This is a genomic window from Streptomyces sp. NPDC001222 (genome assembly GCF_042896945.1).
Lineage (GTDB): Bacteria > Actinomycetota > Actinomycetes > Streptomycetales > Streptomycetaceae > Streptomyces > Streptomyces gibsoniae.
The window spans coordinates 120,678-143,651 of sequence record NZ_JBIAXT010000024.1 but is presented as its reverse complement, the minus strand read 5'-3'; the positions used below and the strand labels follow the sequence as shown (position 1 = coordinate 143,651).

The 22,974-nt window shown below is 72.3% G+C and carries 19 protein-coding genes; 15 read left to right on the top strand and 4 right to left on the bottom strand.

Annotated features, from left to right (window positions below; all coding sequences use genetic code 11):
• Window positions 1-68 precede the first annotated feature (68 nt).
• The 8 genes from ACFY2Z_RS28385 to ACFY2Z_RS28350 all read left to right on the top strand — a co-directional run bounded on the left by ACFY2Z_RS28385 (window position 69) and on the right by ACFY2Z_RS28350 (window position 10,992).
• Window positions 69-1,241: a DUF5685 family protein gene (locus ACFY2Z_RS28385; protein ID WP_390746925.1), complete on the top strand. Its 1,173-nt coding sequence runs from the start codon at window positions 69-71 to the stop codon at window positions 1,239-1,241.
• A 162-nt stretch (window positions 1,242-1,403) separates the two neighbouring features.
• A complete protein-coding gene (locus ACFY2Z_RS28380) occupies window positions 1,404-2,642 on the top strand; it encodes a nitrate- and nitrite sensing domain-containing protein (protein WP_390746924.1) in 1,239 nt (412 codons plus the stop codon).
• Between the two features lie 1,009 nt (window positions 2,643-3,651).
• Window positions 3,652-4,536, top strand: coding sequence for an amino acid ABC transporter permease (locus ACFY2Z_RS28375; protein WP_390746923.1), 885 nt, complete (start codon window positions 3,652-3,654; stop codon window positions 4,534-4,536).
• A complete protein-coding gene (locus ACFY2Z_RS28370; protein ID WP_390746922.1) occupies window positions 4,533-6,296 on the top strand; it encodes an FAD/NAD(P)-binding protein in 1,764 nt (587 codons plus the stop codon). The genes ACFY2Z_RS28375 and ACFY2Z_RS28370 overlap by 4 nt, the downstream gene beginning before the upstream one ends.
• A gap of 72 nt (window positions 6,297-6,368) precedes the next feature.
• Entirely contained in the window at window positions 6,369-7,391 is a 1,023-nt protein-coding gene (locus ACFY2Z_RS28365; RefSeq protein WP_390746921.1) for an FMNH2-dependent monooxygenase, read from the top strand.
• A 123-nt stretch (window positions 7,392-7,514) separates the two neighbouring features.
• Window positions 7,515-8,297 carry a DUF1684 domain-containing protein gene (locus ACFY2Z_RS28360; protein ID WP_390746920.1) on the top strand — a complete coding sequence of 261 codons (783 nt, stop codon included), beginning with the start codon at window positions 7,515-7,517 and terminating at the stop codon, window positions 8,295-8,297.
• Between the two features lie 248 nt (window positions 8,298-8,545).
• Entirely contained in the window at window positions 8,546-9,451 is a 906-nt protein-coding gene (locus ACFY2Z_RS28355; RefSeq protein ID WP_390746919.1) for a S1 family peptidase, read from the top strand.
• 461 nt (window positions 9,452-9,912) lie between these two features.
• Window positions 9,913-10,992, top strand: coding sequence for a S1 family peptidase (locus ACFY2Z_RS28350; protein ID WP_390746918.1), 1,080 nt, complete (start codon window positions 9,913-9,915; stop codon window positions 10,990-10,992).
• Between the two features lie 91 nt (window positions 10,993-11,083).
• Here the strand turns inward: ACFY2Z_RS28350 and ACFY2Z_RS28345 are convergent, their stop codons facing one another.
• On the bottom strand, window positions 11,084-13,465 hold the full coding sequence (locus ACFY2Z_RS28345) for an ATP-binding cassette domain-containing protein (RefSeq protein ID WP_390746917.1): 2,382 nt from the start codon (window positions 13,463-13,465) through the stop codon (window positions 11,084-11,086).
• Between the two features lie 331 nt (window positions 13,466-13,796).
• Here ACFY2Z_RS28345 and ACFY2Z_RS28340 point away from each other — a divergent pair, with 331 nt between their 5' ends.
• Complete coding sequence (locus ACFY2Z_RS28340; RefSeq protein ID WP_390746916.1) at window positions 13,797-17,315, top strand: DNA polymerase III subunit alpha; 3,519 nt, start codon at window positions 13,797-13,799, stop codon at window positions 17,313-17,315.
• The gene (locus ACFY2Z_RS28335; RefSeq protein ID WP_390746915.1) at window positions 17,312-18,286 is read left to right on the top strand and encodes a hypothetical protein; all 975 of its coding nucleotides are present in this window, start codon (window positions 17,312-17,314) and stop codon (window positions 18,284-18,286) included. The genes ACFY2Z_RS28340 and ACFY2Z_RS28335 overlap by 4 nt, the downstream gene beginning before the upstream one ends.
• Before the next feature lie 2 nt (window positions 18,287-18,288).
• On the opposite strand, the gene ACFY2Z_RS28330 is transcribed toward ACFY2Z_RS28335, so the two are convergent.
• Window positions 18,289-18,663 (bottom strand): cupin domain-containing protein, encoded by a 375-nt coding sequence (locus ACFY2Z_RS28330; RefSeq protein WP_390746914.1) that lies wholly within the window; start codon window positions 18,661-18,663, stop codon window positions 18,289-18,291.
• Between the two features lie 94 nt (window positions 18,664-18,757).
• On the opposite strand from ACFY2Z_RS28330, the gene ACFY2Z_RS28325 reads away from it, so the two are divergent.
• The 3 genes from ACFY2Z_RS28325 (at window position 18,758) to ACFY2Z_RS28315 (ending at window position 21,013) form a co-directional block, all read left to right on the top strand.
• The gene (locus ACFY2Z_RS28325) at window positions 18,758-19,204 is read left to right on the top strand and encodes a MarR family winged helix-turn-helix transcriptional regulator (RefSeq protein WP_390746913.1); all 447 of its coding nucleotides are present in this window, start codon (window positions 18,758-18,760) and stop codon (window positions 19,202-19,204) included.
• Window positions 19,205-19,395: 191 nt separating this feature from the next.
• A complete protein-coding gene (locus tag ACFY2Z_RS28320; RefSeq protein WP_390746912.1) occupies window positions 19,396-20,262 on the top strand; it encodes an esterase/lipase family protein in 867 nt (288 codons plus the stop codon).
• Between the two features lie 277 nt (window positions 20,263-20,539).
• A complete protein-coding gene (locus ACFY2Z_RS28315) occupies window positions 20,540-21,013 on the top strand; it encodes a GNAT family N-acetyltransferase (protein ID WP_390746911.1) in 474 nt (157 codons plus the stop codon).
• A gap of 37 nt (window positions 21,014-21,050) precedes the next feature.
• Here ACFY2Z_RS28315 and ACFY2Z_RS28310 read toward each other — a convergent pair whose 3' ends face one another.
• Complete coding sequence (locus ACFY2Z_RS28310; protein WP_311696723.1) at window positions 21,051-21,185, bottom strand: hypothetical protein; 135 nt, start codon at window positions 21,183-21,185, stop codon at window positions 21,051-21,053.
• 160 nt (window positions 21,186-21,345) lie between these two features.
• Between ACFY2Z_RS28310 and ACFY2Z_RS28305 the strand changes: the two genes are divergently transcribed.
• Window positions 21,346-21,972 (top strand): class I SAM-dependent methyltransferase, encoded by a 627-nt coding sequence (locus ACFY2Z_RS28305; protein ID WP_390746934.1) that lies wholly within the window; start codon window positions 21,346-21,348, stop codon window positions 21,970-21,972.
• A 26-nt stretch (window positions 21,973-21,998) separates the two neighbouring features.
• On the opposite strand, the gene ACFY2Z_RS28300 is transcribed toward ACFY2Z_RS28305, so the two are convergent.
• Window positions 21,999-22,499, bottom strand: a complete 501-nt coding sequence (locus ACFY2Z_RS28300) for a DUF402 domain-containing protein (RefSeq protein ID WP_390746933.1) — start codon at window positions 22,497-22,499, stop codon at window positions 21,999-22,001.
• A 77-nt stretch (window positions 22,500-22,576) separates the two neighbouring features.
• On the opposite strand from ACFY2Z_RS28300, the gene ACFY2Z_RS28295 reads away from it, so the two are divergent.
• Window positions 22,577-22,945 carry a GntR family transcriptional regulator gene (locus ACFY2Z_RS28295; RefSeq protein ID WP_390746910.1) on the top strand — a complete coding sequence of 123 codons (369 nt, stop codon included), beginning with the start codon at window positions 22,577-22,579 and terminating at the stop codon, window positions 22,943-22,945.
• Window positions 22,946-22,974: the final 29 nt, after the last annotated feature.

Sequence of the window (22,974 nt, the reverse complement as noted above, 5' to 3'; positions counted from 1 at the left end):
GTACGGGTGAACGAAGTGGCAGATAAGCTGCCGCAGCTCAACGTCGTACCAGGCACGGGGGGAGTGTCGTGTTCGGAATCGTCCGGCCCTGCCGACATCGGCTCGGGGAGAGTCTCGGAACCCAATGGATGGCGCATCTGTGCGGGCTGTGTCTCGCCCTGCGCGCGGACCACGGGCAGTTCGCCCGGGTCGTCACGAACTACGACGGGCTCCTCGTCTCGGTTCTGACGGAGGCTCAGGCCGAGCGGGCCGACATCGGGCGGCGCACCGCCGGGCCCTGTCCGCTGCGCGGCATGCGCACCGCCTCCGTGGCCCGGGGCGAGGGCGCGCGCCTCGCCGCCGCCGTCTCGCTGGTCCTCGCGTCCACCAAGATGCGCGACCACATGGCCGACGGGGACGGCCTGTTGGCGCGTCGGCCGATGGCGTTCGCCGCGCGCCGGGTCGCGGAGGGCTGGGGCAGGGCGGGCGCCCGCAGCGGCTCCGCCGTCGGGTTCGACACCGCCCTGCTCGTGGAGGCCGTGAGCCGGCAGACCGGCATCGAGGCGCTCGCCGGGCCCGGCACCCCGGTGCTGGTCGTCACCGAACCGACCGAGACCGCCACCGCCGCCGCCTTCGCGCACACGGCGGTGCTGGCCGGGCGCCCCGGCAACGCCGAGCCGCTGGCCGAGGCGGGCCGGCTCTTCGGGCGGCTCGCCCATCTGCTGGACGCCGTGGAGGACCGGGAGGCCGACGCCGCGTCGGGCGCCTGGAACGTGCTGACGGCCACCGGCACCTCCCTGGAGGAGGCCCGCCGACTCGCCGACGACGCGCTGCACGGGATACGGCTCGCCCTGCGCGACGTGGAGTTCACGGACGGGCGGCTCGCGCACGTCCTGCTCGCCCACGAGCTGCGCACCTCCGTCGACCGCGCCTTCGGCACCACCTCCTGCTCACACACGCCCGGGCTGTACGGCCCGGCGCCCTCCGGTCCGTACGCACCCGGCGGCCCGGCCGGACCGCCGCCCCCGGAACCGCCGCGCCGCCGCGGGCTGATGGCGGGCTGTGCCGTGTGGCTGGGGCTCGCCTGCACCTGCCGGCTGTGCTGCGGCAGTTACGAGGATCCGTGGACCCGGGAGCGCAAGAACGCGGCGTGCCAGGACTGCGGCGACTGCTGCGACGGGTGCGAGTGCTGCGGCGACTGCTGCAGCGGGTGCGACGGTTGCGATTGCTGCTGCGACGGGTGCGACTGCGGCTGCAACTGAGGTCGCCGGAGAAAGCGAGGCGGCCGGGGAAGCCGATGCGACGGGGAATCCGAGGCAGGGGGAATCCGGGGCGGCGGGGGAAACTCCGGAAATACTGTTTCCGCTCCGTAAAACAAGCACATGATGTGGTGACCGGTGCGCCGCAGGTTCGTTGGTCACTCCGTGCACGTCCCCATCCGTGCCAGGCTGCTGAGGATCCTCGTGCTCGCCCTGGCCGTGCTGCTCGCCCTGCTGGGTGCGGCCGCCGCGGAGCAGTTCGCGGCGTACCGCGACGCGGCCGTCACCGCCGCGAACGCCCGGCTCTCCGGCACGCTCCAGGGGCTTGTCCACTCCCTGCAGACGGAGCGCGGGCTGACCGTCGGACACCGCGGCGGCGTACGGCAGTTCCGCGACGGGCTCCCCGCCCGGCGCAGGGCCACGGACACCGCCCGCGCGCGGCTGGAGGCGGCGCTCAGAGGCCGCGACGACGCGGTCGCCGCCGCCGTGCGCGCCTCGCTGCGGCGGCTCGACGCACTCGTCGCGATCCGCCGCCACGCCGACGACGGCACCGCGACGCTCAACGAGACCTTCGACGGCTTCTCCGCCGCCATCACCGTCCTCGACCGGCCCGGGCTCGGTCTCGACGACGCGCGCGACGGCCGACTGCGCGCCGCCTGCCAGGCGCTGCGAATCCTCGGCAGCGCCAAGGAGTTCGCCGGCGAGGAGCACGCCCTGCTGCTCGGATCGGTGCCCGCCGGACGGCTCCGAGCCGACGACTACCTCCGCTTCCTCCAGCTCCGTGCGGGCAGGCTCGCGGCTCTGGACAGCTTCGGGCGCTCGGCCACCACGGCCCAGCGGCGGCGGCTCGACGCAGCGCTCGGCACACCGGACGCCGTACGCGCGCTCGCCTACGAGGGCGCCGCGGTGCGCGGCGGCGGCCGGCTCGACGCGCGCACCGTCCCGCCCGTGACCCGGTGGGAGTCGATGACCTCCACCCTCGACGGCCTGCGCGCGGTACAGCTCTCGCTCGGCCGGGACGTCGAGGTCCGCGCCGCCGAGCTGGAGGGGACGGCCCGCCGCGATCTGGTGCTGTGCGCGCTGTTCGCCCTCGGGACGGTCGCCGCACTCGGCCATCTCGCCCTCGACTGCGTACGTTCCGTCTCCACACCGCTCGGCGCCCTCGCCGCGCAGGCGCGCGAGGTGTCCGGCATCCGGCTGCCGCGGACGCTCGCCGCCGTGCGGCACGGCGGGCCGGGCCGGACGCCGCCGCCCGCGCCGCTCGCCGTGCCCGACCGGGCCGCACCGGAAGTGGTCCAGCTGGCCGAGGCGTTCGAACGGGTGCAGCGCCTCGCCTACGACCTCGCGGTCGAGCAGGCGGTGCTGCGCCGCGACGCCGCCGCCGACCCGGCCGCCCTGGCATGACCCCCGCGCTCTGCTCGCCTCGAAGCTCGCGGGCTCGACCTTCAGCGTGAGGCCCAGCGCCTCGGCGACGGCGTTCGAGAAGTCGATGTCCTGGCCGACCAGGCTCGTGCCGCCGTCCAGGTGACTGGTCCCGGGCAACTGGCCGGACACGGCGACACCGACGGTGAGGCGGTGCACGCCCGGGGGCAGCAGTCTGGCCGCGGCCGGGTCCGGCTTGATCGCCGAGACGACGTCCGTGGCCGGGACCCCGTCGTTCTTCCCCGCCGCCCGGGCCTCGCCCCCGCCGGAGCCGCCCGTGCCGCCGGAGCCGCAGGCGGCGAGCGACAGGGCCGCGGAGACGACGTGGGCGAGAGGCGCGAGAAGTCGGTTACGGGTGCGGGTGGACGTACGCATCGTGTGCGGTCTTCTGACGGCGGAAGCGAAGGAACGCGAGAGGGCACGAGGACGAGCGGGGACGCGTGAGGACGTACGAGAAAGGCGCTACGACGTACGAGAAAGGCGCTACGACGTACGAGAAAGCCCTACGACGTGCGAGAAGCCCTACGACGTACGAGAAGCCGCGAGGGCGCACCGCAGTCGCGCGAGGACTTACGACGAAAACGCGGGAAGCGCAGGGGAGTTCAAGGAGAGGGAAGTGCGCCGAGAGGTGCGGAGGGGAGGGGAGACGCGTGTGAAGGCGTGTGAACGGCGCGGGAAGAACGCGTGGCATGCCCGGGATCAGGGCGTGCAGCGGGGTCGGCTCAACAGGAGGAGGACCACACACGACCGAAGTCGATGTGGGAGCGGGTGACCAGCCGCTGCTGTGGGCGCATGTGCCAAGTGGAACAGGCATCCGATTCCGCGTCAACCGACTCGAGACGCATGGCTCACAGTACGGACAGCCTTGACAGTGAGGGGAAACGCCCCCGTACTCTCGGGGAACGGCCCTGCTGAGGGGCTCGGCCGTACGGCACCACCCCTGTGTGAAGGCGTCACCCGTGTTCGATCCGACGTATCACGGAGCCTTCACATGTCTTCCGACACCCTCGCCGAACCGGCCGCGGCCGCCGAAGAGGCCGCACTCCCGCACATCGTCCCGCGCCGCCGTCCGGGCCAGTGGGCCGCGGCGCTCGCCGTCCTCGTCCTGCTCGGACTCGCCGTCGTCTCCGTCGTCCGCAACCAGGCGTTCCAATGGGACGTCGTCGGCGACTACTTCACCTCGACCGCCGTGCTGCGCGGCCTCTGGCTCACCCTCCGGCTGACGGCGGTCGTCATGACGCTCGGCTTCGCCCTGGGCACCCTGCTCGCCGCCGCCCGGCTCTCCGTCAACACCGTGCTGAGAGGCGTCAGCTGGGGATACGTCTGGCTGTTCCGCTCGGTGCCGATCCTGGTGCAGCTGCTGTTCTGGTTCAACATCGGCGCCCTGTATCCGCACATCCTGGGGGTGCGGACGGTGAACCTGTTCGCACCGGTCACGGTCGCCGTCGTCGGGCTCACCCTGCACGAGGCCGCGTACGCCGCCGAGGATGGGGGTCCCCCCGCTCGAGCGAAGTCGAGAGTGGGGGAGCGCGGTGGCATCCTCTCCGTGGACGGCGGCCAGTTCGAGGCCGCACAGGCGCTCGGGCTGAGCCGATGGCTGCGCTGGCGGCGGATCGTGCTGCCGCAGGCGATGCGGGCCATCGTGCCGGCCGCCGCCAACATGCTGATCGGCACCCTCAAGGGCACGTCCATCGTCAGCGTCATCGCCGTCCAGGACCTGCTCCACTCGGCGCAGCTCGTTCACCACCGCACCTACCAGGTGATCCCGCTCCTGATGGTGGCCACCCTCTGGTACGTGCTCGTCACCTCGGTGCTCAGCGTCGGCCGGCACTATGTGGAGAAGCACTACGCCCGCGGTGCGGAGCGTGCCCGATGAGCACCGCACGCCGTTCGCTGGTGATCGTGGGTGCCGGACCGAGGGGGACCGGCCTGCTGGAGCGGATCGCCGCCAACGCGCCCGAGCTGTACGCCGGTGGGGAGCTGGACGTGCACCTGGTGGACCCGCATCCGCCCGGCGCCGGACGGATCTGGCGCGTCGCGCAGTCCCCCCTGCTGTGGATGAACTCGCACGCCGAGGACGTGACCATGTTCACCGACGAGACGGTGGCCATGGCGGGCCCGGTGCGCACGGGCCCGACCCTGCACGAGTGGGCCGGCATCGACGGACGGGTCTTCGCCGGCCGCCGGCGGCAGGGCGCCTATCTGCGCTGGGTGTACGAGCAGGCGGTCGCCGCCCTGCCGCCGGGCATCCGCGTCCACCACCACCCCCAACTCGCCGTCCGGGTCGACGGTCCCCGCGACGGCCGCCAGCGGGTCTGGCTCCAGGGGCGCACCGAGCCGCTCCGTGCCGATCTCGTCGTCCTCACGCTCGGCCACCTCGACGCCGAACTCGACGCCGAGCAGCTCGCACTGGCCTCGTACGCCCGCACCCACGGACTGGTCCATCTGCCGCCCGACTTCACGGCCGACAGCGATCTGTCCCCGCTGAAGGCCGGTGAACCCGTCCTCGTCCGCGGCTTCGGACTCGCCTTCGTCGACCTCATGGTGCTGCTGACCGAGGGCCGCGGCGGCCGCTACGAGGGAGACGTCTACGTTCCGTCCGGACGGGAGCCGGTCCTGTACGTGGGGTCCCGGCGCGGTGTCCCGTACCACTCCAAGATCGGCTACGACTGGACGGGCGAACGGCCGCCGCTGCCCCGGTTCTTCGGGCCCGCCGAGGTCGACGCGCTGCTCGCGCGCCCGGACGGCTTCGACTTCCGGCGGGACGTGTGGCCGCTGATCGAGAAGGAGCTGGGCTTCGCCCACTACCACCGGCTGTTCGCCGCCCACCGCGAGCGCACCGCGGTCGCCTGGGCGGACTTCGAGGAGAAGTACGCCGTCGCCGATCCGGTGTCGTTGCCCGCGCTGGTGGCCGCCGCCGTTCCCGACCCGGCCGACCGGCTCGACCTCGGCGCGCTCGACCGGCCGCTGGACGGAGTGCGGTATCCGACGCCCGCCGCGTTCCAGGACGGGCTGCGCACCCGTGTCGAGGCGGACCTGGCCCGGCGTCACGATCCCGCGCACAGCGCCGACCTGGCGGTCTTCCTCGGACTGCTGTCGGTCTACGGGCAGCTGGTGCGGCTCGGCGACATCGGGTCCTGGTGGCACGGCTTCTTCAGCTTTCTGGCGTCCGGGCCGCCCGGGCCGCGGCTGCGGCAGATGCTCGCGCTGTCCCGTGCGGGAGTCCTCCACTTCCTGGGCGCCGACATGGCCGTCAACGCCGAGGACGGGGTCTTCCGGGCGACGAGCGCGACCGTGCCCGGCTCGGTGGTCGAGGCCCGTGCCCTCGTCGAGGCGAGGCTGCCGCACCCCACGCTCCGGCGCACCCGCGACCGGCTGCTGAGGGAGCTCTACGCGGACGGCGCCGTCGCCACCGACGAGGGGCTGCTCGCCGTGGACCCCGCGGACGGGCGCCTCCTGGACCGCTCGGGCCTGCCGCACCCGCGCCGCTTCGCGCTCGGCCCGCACACCGACGGCCGGGGCGCCGGCGCGTTCACCAGGCCCCGCACGGGCGGCCCGGCGTTCCGGCAGAACGACGCCGCCGCGCGGGCAGCACTGACCTTCCTGCGTGAGCAGTCCGGTAGCGCCGCGGTCTGACACGGCCCTGTTCCTCCGACTCCGAGGCGGTGCCCGTGTGCGCCGGGCCCGCCCCGAGAAAGGTTTCCTCCGATGACCTCATCGCACGGCCGGGGGTTGTTGCACCTGGCCGCCGCCGTCGACCGGCGGTCGGCTCATGACGCCGACGCCCCCGTGGAGCTGACCCGGCTCGCGGAACGTGGCGTTCTCGACTTCGTGACGCTCGGCGAGGGCTCCGCGGGGCCCGGTCCCGGCACGCCCGGCGCGGACGGCCCCGATGCGCCCGGCGCCGCGGGGACCGCCCGCGACGCCCTCGCCGTACTGGCCCGCGCCGCACCCGTCACCAGCCGTATCGGTCTGGTGCCGACGGTGGCCGCGGGCCACGCCGATCCGTTCCGCGTACCGGCGGGCGTCGCGGCCCTCGACCGGGCCAGCCACGGCCGGGCCGGCTGGCAGTGGCGGGCGGCGGGCGGATCCGCCGAGGGGTCCCCCGGTCTCCCGGCCGCCCGGCAAGGACCCCCGGCCCGGCTCCGGAAGCGCCGTGCGGACGACCCCCCGCAGGGGTACCCCGTCCGTGTCGTCGACGCCACCGATCCCCACATCCGCGGGGCCGCCGGCCGTCACGCCGACGTGGTGCTGGTCCGTGCGGGAAGCCTCGCACAGGCCGCCACCGCACGCACCGAACTCCGGGACGCGGCACGGGAGTCGGGCCGGGACGCCGGGAGCCTGTGCGTCCTCGCGGCGCTGACCGTCGACCTGGGCGACGGCGAGTACGCGGCCGAGCCGAGGTGGGGAACTCCTCGGTTCGGGCACGTCCGTGACCTCGGGGGAGCCGGGAGCGGGTCCCGGCGGAGCGGGGACGGGCCGCTGTACCGCGGGGGGCCCGTCGATCTGGCCGAACTGATCGCCGCCTGGCACGAGACGGGCGCCGTCGACGGCTTCCACCTCACACCCGTCGAGCCATGCCGTGACCTGGAGCGGCTCGTCAACGGCACGGTCGCGTTGCTCCAGCACCGCGGCCGGTTCCGGACCTTCTACCCGGGCAGCACGCTCCGGGAGCATCTGGGCCTCTCCCGGCCCACCACCCGGTACACCGTGACAGGGGGAGCGTCATGAGCCGGGGACCAGTCGGGCGCCGCCCCGACGCTCCCGGGGCCGTCGGCGCGGACGGACGGGTTCGTCCTGACGGACGCGGTCGGCACCCCGGACCTGTGGAACCGCTGTGGAAGGGTTGATCGCATGACGACGGACGCATCCGACGAGTGGAAGCAGTGGCACGAGCACCGCACCGAGCAGGTGGCGGCGCCCTACGGGCCGCTCGCACTGACCGGCACCTACTGGCTGGAGGACTATCCAGACGAACCGATTCCGGCCATCCCGGGGAGCTGGAGGGCCGACGAGGAGGGGGTGGTGCTGACGGCCGGAGCGGACGACGGACTGACCGTCGACGGCGAGCCCTTCACCGGGGAGATCCGGCTCGGCGCCGATCCCGGCCCCGCCGCCGAGTCCCGTGTCGCGGTGGGCCGGCGCCGGCTGGTCGTCCTCGTCCGTGAAGGCGCCCGGGGCCTGCGCGACTACGACCCCGACGCCCCCGCACGCCGGGCCTTCCAGGGTATCGAAGCCACACCCCACGATCCGCGCTGGTCGGTCGAGGGGCACTTCACCCCGTACGGAGAGCACCGCACCGTACGTGTCGAGAACGCCGACGGGGAGTACCGCGGTCTCGCGCTCGGCGGTGTCCTCGCCTTCACCCTCGACGGACAGGACCTCACCCTGCAGGTCTCGGTCGAGGACGACGGCTCGCTGTGGGCCGTCTTCGCGGACGCCACCAGCGGGGACAGCAGCTACCGCTTCCGGTTCCTGCGGCCGCCGGCGCCCGACGCCGAGGGGCGTACGACGGTGGACTTCAACCGCTCCCTGCTGCCGCCGTGCGCCTTCGCGGACCACTTCCTCTGCCCCTTCCCGCCACCGGGCAACACGCTGGGCGTCGCGATCGAGGCGGGGGAGCGCACCCTGCTGTAGAGAGAGTCTCCGCAGAACACCCGTCACCCTCCAGGATTTCCGGGGAAGTCGAAGGGACTCCCGGGGGCAGTTGAAGCCTGTACGGCCGAAAGGCGCCCTTGCGCCGATCGGCCACGCGGCCGAATACTCCCCCTCAGCGCTTGTCAGGAGCACGGCATATTCGGAATCCGGACGAGCCGGCTCCCGGCTGCGCCTCACGGGCCCCATCCCCCACGTGGGCCCCCGACTTCCCATGGAGGGAACGACAAGTGAGGATCAAGCGCACCAACCCCACAAGCGGTATCGCGAGACGGACCCGGCTGATCGCCGTGGCCGCCGGACTCGTGGCCGCCGCCGCGTTCACCGTCCCCAGCGCGAACGCGAGCGACGCACACACCTTCAGTGCGAACCAACTCGGCAGGGCGAGCGACTCGGTGCTCAAGGCCGATGTCCCCGGCACCGCCTGGGCCGTCGACGCCGCGACCAACCGCGTCGTCGTCACCGTCGACAGCACGGTCTCCCAGGCGGAGATCGCGAAGATCAAGAACGAGGCGGCCGGCAACGCGGGTGCCCTCACCATCAAGCACACCGCGGGCCGGTTCAACAAGCTGATCTCCGGCGGCGACGCCATCTATGCGAGTAGCTGGCGCTGCTCGCTCGGCTTCAACGTCCAGGACTCCAGCGGGAACTACTACTTCCTGACCGCCGGGCACTGCACCGACGGCGCGGGCACGTGGTGGACGAACTCGTCCCACTCGACCACGCTCGGCACCACGGCCGGCTCCAGCTTCCCCGGCAACGACTACGGCATCGTGCGTTACACCAACAGCTCGGTGACCAAGTCGGGCACCGTGGGCAGCGTGGACATCACCAGCGCCGCCACGCCCTCCGTCGGCACCACCGTCTACCGCCGCGGCTCCACGACGGGCATCCACAGCGGCCGCGTCACGGCCCTCAACGCGACGGTCAACTACGGCAACGGCGAGATCGTCAACGGCCTCATCCAGACCACGGTCTGCGCCGAGCCCGGTGACTCCGGCGGCCCGCTGTACTCCAACGGCGGTGTGGCCTACGGCCTCACGTCCGGCGGCAGCGGCGACTGCACCTCCGGCGGTACGACCTTCTTCCAGCCGGTGACCGAGGCCCTCAGCGCCTACGGGGTCCACGTCTACTGATCCCGCTCCACCGGCATTCCCGTACGCCCCGATCCGCAGCCGGCAGCAGGGGAGCCCCCGCACCCAAGAGCCTCTTGGGAGCGGGGGCTCCCTTGTGTGTGCAATCGGTGCGGGAGCAACTCTCGCCTTTCCCCTCGGTTCTGGAACCCGAGTTTGAACCATCGATATTCGGACAGGACTAGACCTCGAAGGCCGCACAGGGATTACCCTCGTACGGCATTTGCAGTGGGAACCAGGACGGGAGACACAAGGGAACGGTCAGCGGGCAGGGGGCGCACGGCTGTTGGTGTGCGCGCGTCCTGAAGTCGACCTTGTGTGCTCCCTGTGAGCCTCGGGATAGTGGGCCGCACGGTGGGTACGGACGTGGCTTCTGCGCTACGCCGCCTCCGTGCCCCAACGCCTTCCGGTCGCGGTGTGACCCCCACAGTCCCCGCGACCGACCCCCCACAGGAGGACGTGAGTTGAAGCATCGACGCATAACCCGGCGGCGAGCAGCCCTGGCCGGCGCGGGCGCCGCCGCGCTGATCGCCGCGGGCGTCACCTTCCAGAATGCGAACGCGAGCGAGACCCCGACGGCCGGAGCGCCCCACACGCTCTCGGCCGTCGCGGCCGGAAAGCTCGCCTCGACGCTCGGTGCGGACCTGGGCGCCGACGCGGCCGGAACGTATTACGACGCGAAGACGGAGCAACTCGTCGTCAACGTGCTGAACGAGACGGCCGCGAAGACCGTCCAGGCGGCCGGCGCCAGGGCGAGAGTCGTCCAGAACTCCCTGACCGAACTCGCGGGCGCCCGCACCACGCTCCAGAAGGACGCGACGCTCCCGGGCACCTCCTGGGCGACCGACCCCAGGAACAACAAGGTCGTCGTCACGGCCGACCGGACCGTGTCCAAGGCGGCGTGGGCGCGGCTCACCCAGGTGGTCGACGGGCTGGGCGGCAAGGCCGAACTCAGGCGTTCGCAGGGCACGTTCAAGCCCTTCGTCGCGGGCGGCGACGCCATCACCGGCTCGGGCGGGCGCTGCTCGCTCGGTTTCAACGTGGTCAAGGACGGCCAGCCGTACTTCCTGACCGCGGGACACTGCACCCAGGCGATCTCCAGCTGGTCGGACTCCAGCGGCAAGACGATCGGCCAGAACGCGCAGTCCAACTTCCCGGGCCATGACTTCGGCCTGGTCAAGTACACCGCGGACGTCGACCACCCGAGCGCCGTCGACCTCTACAACGGCTCCACGCAGGCGATCACCAAGGCGGCCGACGCGACCGTGGGCGAGAAGGTGAGCCGCAGCGGCTCGACGACCCACGTCCACTCCGGCACGGTCACCGGTCTGGACGCCACCGTGAACTACTCGGAGGGCACGGTCAGCGGTCTCATCCAGACCGACGTCTGCGCCGAGCCCGGTGACAGCGGCGGCGCGCTCTTCGACGGCGACAGCGCGGTCGGTCTCACCTCCGGCGGCAGCGGCGACTGCACCTCGGGGGGCCAGACCTTCTTCCAGCCCGTCACCGAGGCGCTCTCGGCGACGGGTTCCAAGATCGGCTGATCGGCTGGCAGCCCCGGTTCCCACAGTCCCGCCCCGTGCGTTCGGGGGCGGGACTGTCCGGCATGAGCGGGCCGTACCGCGAGCGCCTCGCTCAGGCGCCGACGTAGGCGGCGAGGTGCTCGCCGGTGAGGGTGGAGCGGGCGGCCACGAGGTCGGCGGGGGTGCCCTCGAAGACGATCCGGCCGCCGTCGTGGCCGGCCCCGGGACCGAGGTCGATGATCCAGTCGGCGTGCGCCATGACCGCCTGGTGATGCTCGACGACGATGACCGACTTGCCGGAGTCGACGAGCCGGTCCAGCAGACCGAGCAGCTGCTCGACATCGGCGAGGTGGAGACCGGCGGTCGGCTCGTCGAGGATGTACACGCCGCCCTTCTCCGCCATGTGCGTGGCCAGCTTGAGCCGCTGCCGCTCGCCGCCGGACAGCGTGGTGAGCGGCTGGCCGATGCTGAGGTAGCCGAGCCCGACGTCGACGAGCCGTTCGAGGATGCGGTGCGCGGCCGGTGTGCGCGCCTCGCCGGCGCCGAAGAACTCCTCGGCCTCGGTCACCGACATCGCCAGCACCTCGCTGATGTCGCGGCCGCCGAGGTGGTACTCGAGGACCGATGCCTCGAACCGCTTCCCCTCGCAGTCCTCACAGGTGGTGGCGACGCCGGCCATCATCGCCAGGTCGGTGTAGATGACGCCGGCGCCGTTGCAGGTGGGGCAGGCGCCCTCGGAGTTGGCGCTGAACAGCGCCGGCTTCACGCCGTTGACCTTGGCGAACGCCTTGCGGATCGGGTCGAGGAGCCCGGTGTAGGTCGCCGGGTTGCTCCGCCTGGAGCCGCGGATCGCGCTCTGGTCGACCGAGATCACGCCCGTGTCGGCGGGGACCGACCCATGGACCAGCGAGCTCTTGCCGGAACCGGCGACGCCGGTGATCACGGTCAGCACCCCGAGCGGGATGTCGACGTCGACGTCCCGCAGGTTGTGCGTCGTGGCGCCGCGGATCTCCAGCACGCCGGTGGGCTTGCGCACCGACTCCTTGACGGAGGCCCGGTCGTCGAGATGGCGGCCGGTGATGGTGCCGCCGGCCCGCAGCCCCTCGACGGTGCCCTCGAAGCAGATGGTGCCGCCCGCCGTCCCCGCGCCGGGGCCGAGGTCGACGACATGGTCGGCGATCGCGATGACCTCCGGCTTGTGCTCCACGACGAGCACCGTGTTGCCCTTGTCCCGCAGCCGCAGCAGCAGGCCGTTCATCCGCTGGATGTCATGGGGGTGCAGGCCCGTGGTGGGCTCGTCGAAGACGTAGGTGACATCGGTGAGCGAGGAGCCGAGATGGCGGATCATCTTGGTGCGCTGCGCCTCACCGCCCGACAGCGTGCCCGACGGCCGGTCGAGCGCGAGATAGCCGAGCCCGATCTCAGTGAACGAGTCGAGGGTGTGCTGCAGCTTGACGAGCAGCGGTGCCACCGAGGGCTCGTCGAGACCGCGGACCCAGTCGGCCAAATCGCTGATCTGCATCGCGCAGGCGTCGGCGATGCTGATCCCCTTGATCTTCGACACCCGGGCCCCCTCGCTGAGCCGGGTCCCGTCGCACTCGGGGCAGACGGTGAAGGTGACCGCCCGGTCCACGAACTCCCGGATGTGCGGCTGCATCGCCTCCCGGTCCTTGGAGAGCATCGACTTCTGTATGCGGGGGATCAGTCCCTCGTAGGTCATGTTGATCCCCGCGATCTTCATCCTGGTCGGCTCGCGGTGGAGGAAGTCGTGCAGTTCCCTCTTGGTGTAGTCGCGGATCGGCTTGTCCGGGTCGTAGAAACCCGACTCGCTGTAGAGCCGGTAGTTCCAGCCGCCCGCCTTGTAGCCGGGGACGGTGATGGCGCCCTCGGTGAGCGACATGGAGTCGTCGTAGAGCTGGGTGAGGTCCAGGTCGGAGACGGCGCCCCGGCCCTCGCAGCGCGGACACATGCCGCCGGTGCGGGTGAAGGTCGCCTTCACCGCCTTCTGGGTACCGCGCTCGACGGTGATCGCGCCGCTCGCCCGGACCGAGGGGACGTTGAAGGCGTACGCGCTGGGCGGGCCGATGTGAGGCTCGCCGAGCCGGCTGAAGAGGATGCGCAGCATGGCGTTGGCGTCGGTGGCGGTGCCCACCGTGGAGCGGGGGTCGGCGCCCATCCGCTGCTGGTCGACGATGATCGCCGTGGTCAGCCCGTCGAGGACGTCGACCTCGGGCCGCGCCAGGGTCGGCATGAAGCCCTGGACGAAGGCGCTGTAGGTCTCGTTGATCAGCCGCTGCGACTCCGCGGCGATCGTGTCGAAGACCAGTGAGCTCTTGCCCGAGCCGGAGACACCGGTGAACACCGTCAGCCGGCGCTTCGGGATCTCGATGCTGACGTCCTTGAGGTTGTTCTCGCGTGCGCCGTGCACGCGGATCAGATCGTGACTGTCGGCGACGTGCGGCGCGGGCGACTGTGAGTCCGTCCTCTTGGCCATGTCTGTCGTGTCTCCCTTTGTCTGTCTCGCGGGGCCGTCTGACCCTTCCGCCGCCCCTCCCGGTCCGGACAGGCCCGAAGCCTAGTGCCCCGGCAGATGACGTTCGCCCGTGAGGGAGCCGAGCGTGGGGGAGCGTGCGGACGTCGCGACGGGGCGGACGTTGCCTGCCGGGGCACTGGCTGCCCGGACCCGTATCTGCCGTTTGTGCAGGTGAGACAGGGGCGTAGAGATGTCGCACGCCAGTTCGAAAATTGGTCTATGGTGGAGGTGGGGGAGATGGGAACTTACGTTCGAGAGCCGCCTTACGGGCTCACTGCTACGGGAGGTGCGGGTGCCGGGCTTCACGCATCTGCACACCGTCTCCGGGTTCTCCCTGCGCTACGGCGCATCGCACCCGGAGCGGCTGGCCGAGCGCGCCGGTGAGCTGGGCATGGACGCCCTCGCGCTCACCGACCGGGACACCCTCGCGGGCGCGGTCCGGTTCGCCCGGGCCTGCGCGGCGGCGGGCGTACGGCCGTTGTTCGGCGCGGAGCTGGCGGTGGCGGCACCCGAGCCCGTAGGACGGGGCGGGGTCTCCCTCGGTCATGGCGGCCCCTCCGATCCGGCCGGGGCGAGAGCGTGGGAGAGGCGCCGTACTCCCGTGCGCGGGGGTGCCTTCATCGACGAGTCGACACCCCGCGCGGTCTTCCTCGCCCGGGACGGCGCCCGCGGCTGGGCCGATCTGTGCCGGCTGGTCAGCGCCGCCCACTCCGCGTCCGCGGGCACCCCACTGCTGTCCTGGGCCGACAACCACGCCGACGGGCTGACCGTCCTGCTCGGCCCCGAGTCCGATGTGGGCCGGGCCCTCGCCGCGGGGCGTCCGGACCATGCGGCCAGGCTCCTCACGCCCTGGCGGGAGGTCTACGGCGACGCCCTGCGCCTGGAGGCCGTCTGGCACGGCCGCGGCGGCACCGGCCCCGGCTCCCTGCGCCTGGCCGCCCGCACCGTCGGCTTCGCCGCCGAACAGGGGGTGCGCCCCGTGCTCAGCAACGCCGTCCGGTACGCCGACCCCGGCCTCGGCCCGGTCGCGGACGTCCTGGACGCCGCCCGCCGGCTCGTTCCCATCGACCCCACCAAGGAACTGGACTCCGGGGAGGCCTGGCTCAAGGACGAGCGGACCATGCTGACGGTCGCCGAGCGGGTCGTCGAGGCCGCCGGCTACCGCCGCGACACCGCCCACCGCCTGCTGGAGCAGACCCGGACGACGGCCGCCGAGTGCCGGGTGGACCCCGAGGACGATCTCGGCGTCGGCACGGTCCACTTCCCCGAGCCGCACCTCGTCGGCGCCGGCTACCGCACCGCCCAGCGCGCGCTCGCCTCCCGGGCGGCGGCGGGCATGGTGCTGCGCGGCTACGACACCCGGCGCGCCTACTGGCAGCGGATGCACGACGAACTGGACATCATCGCCCACCACGGCTTCGCGTCCTACTTCCTCACGGTCGCCCAGGTCGTGGACGACGTCCGGAAGATGGGCATCCGGGTCGCCGCGCGCGGCTCCGGTGCGGGCTCCCTCGTCAACCATCTGCTCGGCATCGCACACGCCGACCCGGTCGAGCACGGACTGCTGATGGAGCGCTTCCTGTCCAAGCGCCGTACGGCCCTGCCCGACATCGACATCGACGTGGAGTCCGCCCGCCGGCTGGAGGTCTACCGCGCGATCATCGACCGGTTCGGCACCGAGCGGGTCGCGACGGTCGCGATGCCGGAGACGTACCGTGTCCGCCACGCGATCCGTGACGTGGGCGCGGCCCTGTCCATGGATCCGGCCGACATCGACCGCATCGCCAAGTCCTTCCCGCACATCCGTGCCCGTGACGCCCGCGCGGCGCTGGAGGAACTGCCCGAGCTCAGGCGGCTGGCGGGGGAGGTGCAGCGGGAGGGGGAGAAGTTCGGCCGGCTGTGGGAGCTGGTCGAGGCCCTGGACGCCCTGCCGCGCGGAGTCGCCATGCACCCGTGCGGGGTCCTGCTCTCCGACGCCTCCCTCCTCGCCCGTACGCCGGTCATGCCGACCAGCGGCGAGGGCTTCCCCATGTCCCAGTTCGACAAGGACGACGTCGAGGAACTGGGGCTGCTCAAGCTCGATGTGCTCGGGGTGCGGATGCAGTCCGCCATGGCGCACGCGGTCGCGGAGGTGGAACGGGCCTCCGGGGAGCGGATCGACCTGGACGCCGTGGCGCCGGGCGATCCGGCGACGTACCGGCTCATCCGTTCCACCGAGACCCTGGGCTGCTTCCAGATCGAGTCGCCGGGCCAGCGGGACCTGGTCGGGAGGCTGCAGCCGGCCGCGTTCCACGACCTGGTCGTCGACATCTCGCTGTTCCGGCCCGGTCCGGTCGCGGCCGACATGGTGCGGCCGTTCATCGAGGCGCGCCACGGGCGGGCGCCCGTCCGCTATCCGCACCCCGATCTGGAGGAGCCGCTGAAGGAGACGTACGGCGTCGTCGTCTTCCACGAGCAGATCATCCACATCCTCGACATCATGACCGGCTGCGGGCGCGACGAGGCGGACCGGGTGCGGCGCGGGCTGTCCGACGCGGAGTCGCAGGGGCGGATCCGGGTCTGGTTCGCCCAGCAGGCGGCGGCGAACGGATACGACGCGGAAACGATCCAGCGCACCTGGGAGATCGTCGAGGCGTTCGGCTCGTACGGCTTCTGCAAGGCGCACGCGGTCGCCTTCGCCGTACCGACGTACCAGTCCGCGTGGCTGAAGGCCCATCACCCGGCCGCCTTCTACGCGGGTCTGCTCACCCACGACCCCGGGATGTACCCGAAGCGGCTGCTGCTGGCGGACGCGCGGCGGCGCGGGGTGCCGATCCTGCCGCTGGACGTGAACAGCTCGGGAGCCGCTCACCGTATCGAACTGGCGTCCGAGGGAAGGGGTTCCGCCGGGCGGTGGGGGCTCCGGCTCGCCCTCCGCGACGTGCACGGCATCAGCGAGGCCGAGGCGCAGCGGATCGAGACCGGGCAGCCGTACTCCTCCCTGCTCGACTTCTGGGAGCGCGCCCGGCCGAGCCGCCCCGTCGCCCAGCGGCTCGCCCAGGTCGGCGGGCTGGACGCGTTCGGCGCCAACCGCCGCGATCTGCAACTGCACCTGACCGAGCTGCACCGGGGCGCCCGGGGCGCGGGCGGCGGCCAGCTGCCCCTGGCGGGCGGGCGCAGGACGGCCTCAGCCGGGCTGCCCGACCTCTCCCCGGAGGAACGGCTCAGCGCCGAGCTGGGCGTGCTCTCCATGGACGCCTCGCGCAATCTGATGGACGACCACCGCGCCTTCCTCGACGAGCTGGGCGTGGTGTCGGCCCGTCGGCTGCGCACGGCACGGCACGGTGAGACGGTGCTGGTCGCGGGCGCCAAGGCGGCCACCCAGACCCCGCCGATCCGCTCCGGCAAGCGGATCATCTTCAGCACGCTCGACGACGGTACGGGCCTGGTCGACCTCGCCTTCTTCGACGACTCCCACGACGCCTGCGCCCACACCGTCTTCCACTCCTGGCTGCTGCTGGTGCGCGGGGTGGTGCAGCGACGGGGGCCGCGCAGCCTCAGCGTGGTGGGCTCCGCCGCCTGGAACCTCGCCGAACTGGCCGAACTGCGCGCCGAGGGCGGCCTCGACGTGGTGGCGGCGCGGCTGGCGGAGCCCGCACCGCGGCAGCCGGACGACGGTGGCGGCGACGACGGCGACGATGCGGCGAAGGGCCGCCGCATCCGGATGTCCACGGGGTACGAGATGAACCCCTGGGCCGATCTGCGTCCCGCGGGCGAAGGCCCGGCGGGCGGAAAGAAGTTGTGGCACCAGAGTCCGGGGAGTGCGGGATGACCATCCTCTGCGTACGTTTCCAGCTGCCTCCGATGTACGAGGCGGCCCTGCCGGGGCTGCTCGGACTTCTGGAGGAGTTCACCCCCGTCGTCGAGGCGCTGCCGCCCGACGGGGCGCTCGCCGATCTACGCGGCGCCGAGCGGTACTTCGGGCGGGACGCCGCCGAACTGGCCGCGCTGATCCGCGTACGGGCCCTCGCCCACCACGGAGTGGACTGCGCGATCGGGGCCGGGCCCGGACCCATGCTGGCCCGCATGGCTCTGCGGGAGGCGGCGCCCGGCGCGGTCCATGTGGTGCCCGAAGAGCCCGGCGCCGTGCGGGAGTTCCTCGACGGACTGCCGGTCAGGGCACTGCCCGGGGTCGGCGGCGTCACCGCCCGCACCCTGTGCGAGTACGGGCTCGACACCGTCGGCAAGGTCGCCGCCGCGCCCCTGTCGACGGTGCAGCGGCTGGTCGGGGCCCGGGCGGGCCGTGAACTGCACGAGAGGGCGAACGGCGTCGACCGTGGCCGGGTCGTACCGAACGCCGTCTCCGCCTCCCTGGCCGCCGAACGCCCCTTCACCCGCGACGAACTGGACCCGGCTCGGCACCGCCGCGCCCTGCTGTCGGCCGCCGAGGAACTGGGCTCCCGGCTGCGCAACCTGGAGCGGGTGTCCCGCACCCTCACCCTCACCGTGCGCTACGCCGACCGCTCCTCGACGATCCGCAGCCGCACCCTCGCCGAGCCGACCGCGCACTCGGCGGCGCTCACCGCGGAGGCGTACCGCATGTACGAGGCGCTCGGGTTGCAGCGTGCCCGGGTTCGTGCGATCGCCCTGCGTGCCGAGGGGCTGACCCCCGCCGAACAGGCCCCCCACCAGCTGACCTTCGACCCCGTGGACGAGAAGGTCCGGCGCCTGGAGGAGGTCGCGGACCGCGCGCGAGCCAGGTTCGGACCGCGCGCGGTGATGCCGGGGACGCTGGCCGCGTAGCGTCAGCCGGCCCACGGGGGAGCGATACGGGTGCCGTCGGCCAGTTCGGCCTCCAGCCCGACGGAGGTGGTGACCCAGAAGACGGCGACCTCGTCCGTGGGGTTCTGCACGCCGAGGGCCGTACCGGAGTTGACGATCACCGTGTCCCCCGCGGTGATCCGCTCGGTGCGGCCGTCGAGCGTGACCAGCAGCTCGCCGCCGAGCAGATGGAGGATCTCCTCCCGGGTGACGGTGTGGACGGGCCCCTCGGTGCCCGCGGGGATCTCCGTGCGCCAGGCGCACAGCTCCTTGCTGCCGGTCCTCGGAGCGGCGTACGAGACGAAACGAGCGCCGTGCATCTCATGGGTGACGGCTTCGGACGAGCGGACGACGGGCATGGGTGTCTCCTCGGCTCAAGGTGGTCAAGCTGCTTGACTATATGGAATATGGTCAAGCTGGTTGACCATCCCGTCAAGGTGTTTCAATGCCTCCGTGCAGAACCCCGAGGCCCTGGCCCTCTCCGCCGCCCTGCTCTCCGTCGCGGGAGAGCTGACGCGGCGCATCCATGACGGCGTGGTCGCGCGCGGCTTCGAGGGGCTGCGTCCCGCGCACGGGTTCGCGTTCGCCCGGCTCTCCTGGGGTGGTGCGACCGTGACCGAACTCGCCGCCCACCTCGGGGTGACCAAGCAGGCGGCGAGTCAGCTCGTCGACGAGATCGTGCGCAAGGGCTACGCCGAACGGCAGCCGCATCCCGAGGACGCGCGCGCCCGGCTGATCGTGCTGACCGGGCGGGGCCGGGCCTGTACCCGGGCCGCCGAGGAGGCCGCGGCGGAGGCCGTGCGGCCGTGGGCGGAGCTGCTCGGCGAGGCCGAAATCCGCCTGCTCCAGAGTCAATTGCTCCGTATCGCGCCTTCCGGGCCCATCAAACCCGTCTGGTGATGAGTCCTCACATCCGTTCGAGGCATTACCAGGAAACGCGGGAGTCGTCCTTTGACGCTGAAATTTTTTACCGACGCGTAACTTCACACGTCCACTACTCGTCCGTAACTTGACGAGTGAACAGCATCCCGTGATCCGGATCACAGGGCTGAGGCCGTCGCACCTCCCTTGAGCCGCAAGGAGACCACCCGATGCTGCCCTGGAAACGAGCGCTCAGACCGCTGGCCGCGCTGCTGCTGGCCACCGCGTTCGCCGTCGTTCCCGCCGCCACCGCAACCGCCGACGCAGCCGCCGCGCCGAGCAGCGGCTGGAACGACTACTCCTGCAAGCCCTCCGCCGCCCACCCCCGCCCCGTCGTCCTCGCCCACGGGACCTTCGCGAACTCCGTCGACAACTGGCTGGCCCTCGCGCCCTATCTGGAGAGCCGCGGCTACTGCGTCTTCTCCCTCGACTACGGCCAGCTGCCGGGCGTCCCCCTCTTCTACGGACTCGGGTCCATCGCCACGTCCGCCGGCCAGCTCCAGACCTTCGTCGACAAGGTGCTCGCCGCGACCGGCGCCGCCAAGGCCGACATCGTCGGGCACTCGCAGGGCGGCATGATGCCCCGCTACTACCTCAAGTTCCTCGGCGGGGCCGCCAAGGTGAACGCCCTCGTCGGCATCGCGCCCGACAACCACGGCACCACCCTGGACGGGCTCGCCAACCTGCTGCCCTACTTCCCCGGCGCCGAGGACCTGCTCTCCCGGTCCACGCCCGGACTCGCCGACCAGATCGCCGGCTCCGCGTTCCTGACCAAGCTCAACGCGGGCGGAGACACCGTGCCCGGCGTCCACTACACGGTGATCGCCTCCAAGTACGACGAGGTGGTCACCCCCTACAGCTCCCAGTACCTGAGCGGGTCCGACGTCCACAACGTTCTGCTGCAGAACCTGTGCGTGCTCGACCTCTCCGAGCATGTGCTGATCGGGCTGACCGACCGGATCGCCTTCCACGAGGTGGCGAACGCCCTCGACCCGGCGCACGCCACCCCCACCACCTGCGCCTCGGCGCTCAGCTGACCCCGACCACCATCACGAGACGTCCGTAGCCGTCCCCAGCCGCTGCGGCCGTCCCCGGGGCCTGTCCGACCTGAGCCGCCGGACAGGCCCCGGAACATTGGGTCCGGGACGGGCTGACCCGTGGGGGGCGATCAGCAAACTAGCCCCAGGAACCCGCGAAATCGCCTGCCTGGGGCGGGTGGAGGAGATCCTTATGGTCGCGTTAAGGCGGGGCTAACGGGCCGATCAGGAACAGCGGTCGAGAGCGTTCGTCCCGCGCCTCGGTAGCCTGGCGTTCATGACGGATGGCAGCGAGGATCGCCGGACGCGCGAGGGGATCAGGCCGGCCGGGGTAGCGGATGTGGCGGCGGTGCGGGCCGTGACCGACGCCGCATATCGCCACTACATCGCGCGCATCGGAGTGGTGCCGATGCCCATGGAGGCGGACCACGCGGCGAACGTGGCCGCGGGGCGGGTGTTCGTGACGGGAGAGCCCCTAACCGGCCTCGTCGTGGTGGAGGCCCGCGGGGACCATCTCTTCCTCGACAGCATCGCCGTGCACCCCGACGCCCAGGGAACAGGGGTCGGACGGCGGCTGCTCGCCTTCGTCGACGCGCACGCGCGGGCACTCGGACTGCCCGAGGTCAGGCTCTACACGAACGCGCTGATGTGGGAGAACCAGGAGCTCTACCCGAGGCACGGGTACGAGATCCTGGAGCGCCGTGTCGAGGGGCCGTACGACCGGGTGCACTATCGCAAGCGGCTGGACTGAGTGTTCCGTGCCGTGCCAGGGGCGACGGGCGCGCGGTTCAGGCGTCCGGCCACCACAGGCGGGCGATGTCCTTGCGGATCTCCGGGCGCTCGGCGGGGCGCTCGTCGTTCTCCTCCCGCACCCGGCGGGAGTCGGTCCTCTTCAGGGGCTTGTGCACGGTCACTCGGCGCATGGCTGCCTCCTTGTGTCCACCGGGTTCCGCGCGGGGGCGGAGGTGGACGTTTCCGGCGAGGGTTCCTCATCGATCGCGGTCTGTCTGTGGTGGCTGTCACCATTCGACTGTCAGTGGGGGCTGTCACCCTGGCCTCATGACCAGGGATGTGACCAGGAACATGGCCCGGAACCGGGCACCCGAAACATCGACGGCCCCAGGAGCCGACGTCGACTGGGACCGGGCGGCCGCCGGATTCGACGACGAGCCGGACCACGGGCTGCGCGATCCCGTCGTGCGCGAGGCCTGGGCGGCCCGGCTGGGGGAGTGGCTGCCGGCCCGGCCCGGTGACCTCCTGGACCTCGGGTGCGGCACGGGGAGCCTGTCACTCCTGGCGGCCGAGCGGGGGCACCGGGTGACGGGCGTGGACCTCTCGCCGGCCATGCTCGCCCTCGCGCGGGCGAAACTGGCGGGTCATGACGCGGTGTTCCTTGTCGGCGACGCGGCGTCCCCGCCGGTCGGGGAGCGGCTCTTCGACGCCGTCCTCGTACGCCATGTGCTCTGGGCGCTGCCCGACCCCGGCCGTGCCCTGCGGCACTGGCGGCAACTGCTGCGGCCCGGGGGACGGCTGGTGCTGGTCGAGGGGGTGTGGGGGACCGTCAGCCCGGTCGGGATACCCGCCGAGCGGCTGACCGCGCTCCTCTCCCCACTCGCCGGTGACCTACGCGTCGAGCGGCTGTCGGAGGACTCCCGGCTGTGGGGCAAGGAGGTGGACGACGAGCGGTACGCGGTCGTGGCGGTGCCCTGACCGCCCCCGCCCACCGGACGTCGCGCTCAGGCCAGCAGCGCCTCGAAGCCGCCGCCGCGTGCGAGAAGTTCGAGGGTGTCCAGGGCCTGAACGGCGGCCGCGGCCGCCGCGGGGTCCGTCCGTGTGAGGCCGCTCGCCGCGAACTCGTCCTCGTCGAGGCGGAGCACGCTCGTACCGTCGGCGGAGCGCCACAGGTCCAGGTCGAGGTCCTCGACGACCAGTTCGCCGCCGGAGCGCACCGCCGGGCGGGTGATGTCGCAGTACCAGCCCTTCAGGGCGCCCCGCCCGTCGCGTACCTCCTTCACCGCGTACCACCGGTCGCGCCAGTAGTACTCGGTGAAGACGTCACCGGGCTCGAAGCGCACGAAGCCGAAGTCACGGACGCCGTCGCCGGCCCACGGGGCCCGTACTGCGATCCGGGTGCCGTCGTCGTGGAGCAGCCCGGCCGGGTAACGGATCTTCGTACGACCCGCCTTGACCAGGACGACCTCCATCTGGGCCGAGGCTCCGGCCGAGTTCACGCTCACTGTCACGAACCCGCACGGTACGCGGGTCGGACATGGGGGTGCCTCTCGTTTTCCCGCGGGTGCGGGAGAATCGGCGGGTGACCTTGAAGATCAGGATTGGCGGGAGCGCACCGCCGTACGAGCAGGTGCGGGCGCAGATCTCCGAGCAGGCCCGGTCGGGGGTGCTGCCGGTGGGCTACCGGCTGCCGACCGTACGGGGGCTCGCCGAGGCCCTCGGCCTCGCGGCGAACACGGTCGCCAAGGCGTACCGGACGCTGGAGGCCGACGGGGTGATCGAGACACGGGGGCGCAACGGAACGTTCGTGGCCGCCGCCGGTTCGGCCGCGGAGCGGGAGGCGGCGGCCGCCGCGTCCGCGTACGCGGAGCGGGTACGGCGGCTGGGGCTGGGCGAGGAGGACGCGCTGGCCGCGGTGCGGGACGCCCTGCGGGCGGCCTACGAGGACTGAGAACTCCGAACACGAAGGGGCGCCCGCCG

Coding starts and splice junctions, on each gene's coding strand:
- ACFY2Z_RS28315 (WP_390746911.1), top strand. CDS start 20,540: ATGACGGATGGCAGCGAGGATCGCCGGACGCGCGAGGGGATCAGGCCG.
- ACFY2Z_RS28370 (WP_390746922.1), top strand. CDS start 4,533: ATGAGCACCGCACGCCGTTCGCTGGTGATCGTGGGTGCCGGACCGAGG.
- ACFY2Z_RS28375 (WP_390746923.1), top strand. CDS start 3,652: ATGTCTTCCGACACCCTCGCCGAACCGGCCGCGGCCGCCGAAGAGGCC.
- ACFY2Z_RS28365 (WP_390746921.1), top strand. CDS start 6,369: ATGACCTCATCGCACGGCCGGGGGTTGTTGCACCTGGCCGCCGCCGTC.
- ACFY2Z_RS28360 (WP_390746920.1), top strand. CDS start 7,515: ATGACGACGGACGCATCCGACGAGTGGAAGCAGTGGCACGAGCACCGC.
- ACFY2Z_RS28330 (WP_390746914.1), bottom strand. CDS start 18,663: ATGCCCGTCGTCCGCTCGTCCGAAGCCGTCACCCATGAGATGCACGGC.
- ACFY2Z_RS28335 (WP_390746915.1), top strand. CDS start 17,312: ATGACCATCCTCTGCGTACGTTTCCAGCTGCCTCCGATGTACGAGGCG.
- ACFY2Z_RS28345 (WP_390746917.1), bottom strand. CDS start 13,465: ATGGCCAAGAGGACGGACTCACAGTCGCCCGCGCCGCACGTCGCCGAC.
- ACFY2Z_RS28310 (WP_311696723.1), bottom strand. CDS start 21,185: ATGCGCCGAGTGACCGTGCACAAGCCCCTGAAGAGGACCGACTCCCGC.
- ACFY2Z_RS28305 (WP_390746934.1), top strand. CDS start 21,346: ATGGCCCGGAACCGGGCACCCGAAACATCGACGGCCCCAGGAGCCGAC.
- ACFY2Z_RS28320 (WP_390746912.1), top strand. CDS start 19,396: ATGCTGCCCTGGAAACGAGCGCTCAGACCGCTGGCCGCGCTGCTGCTG.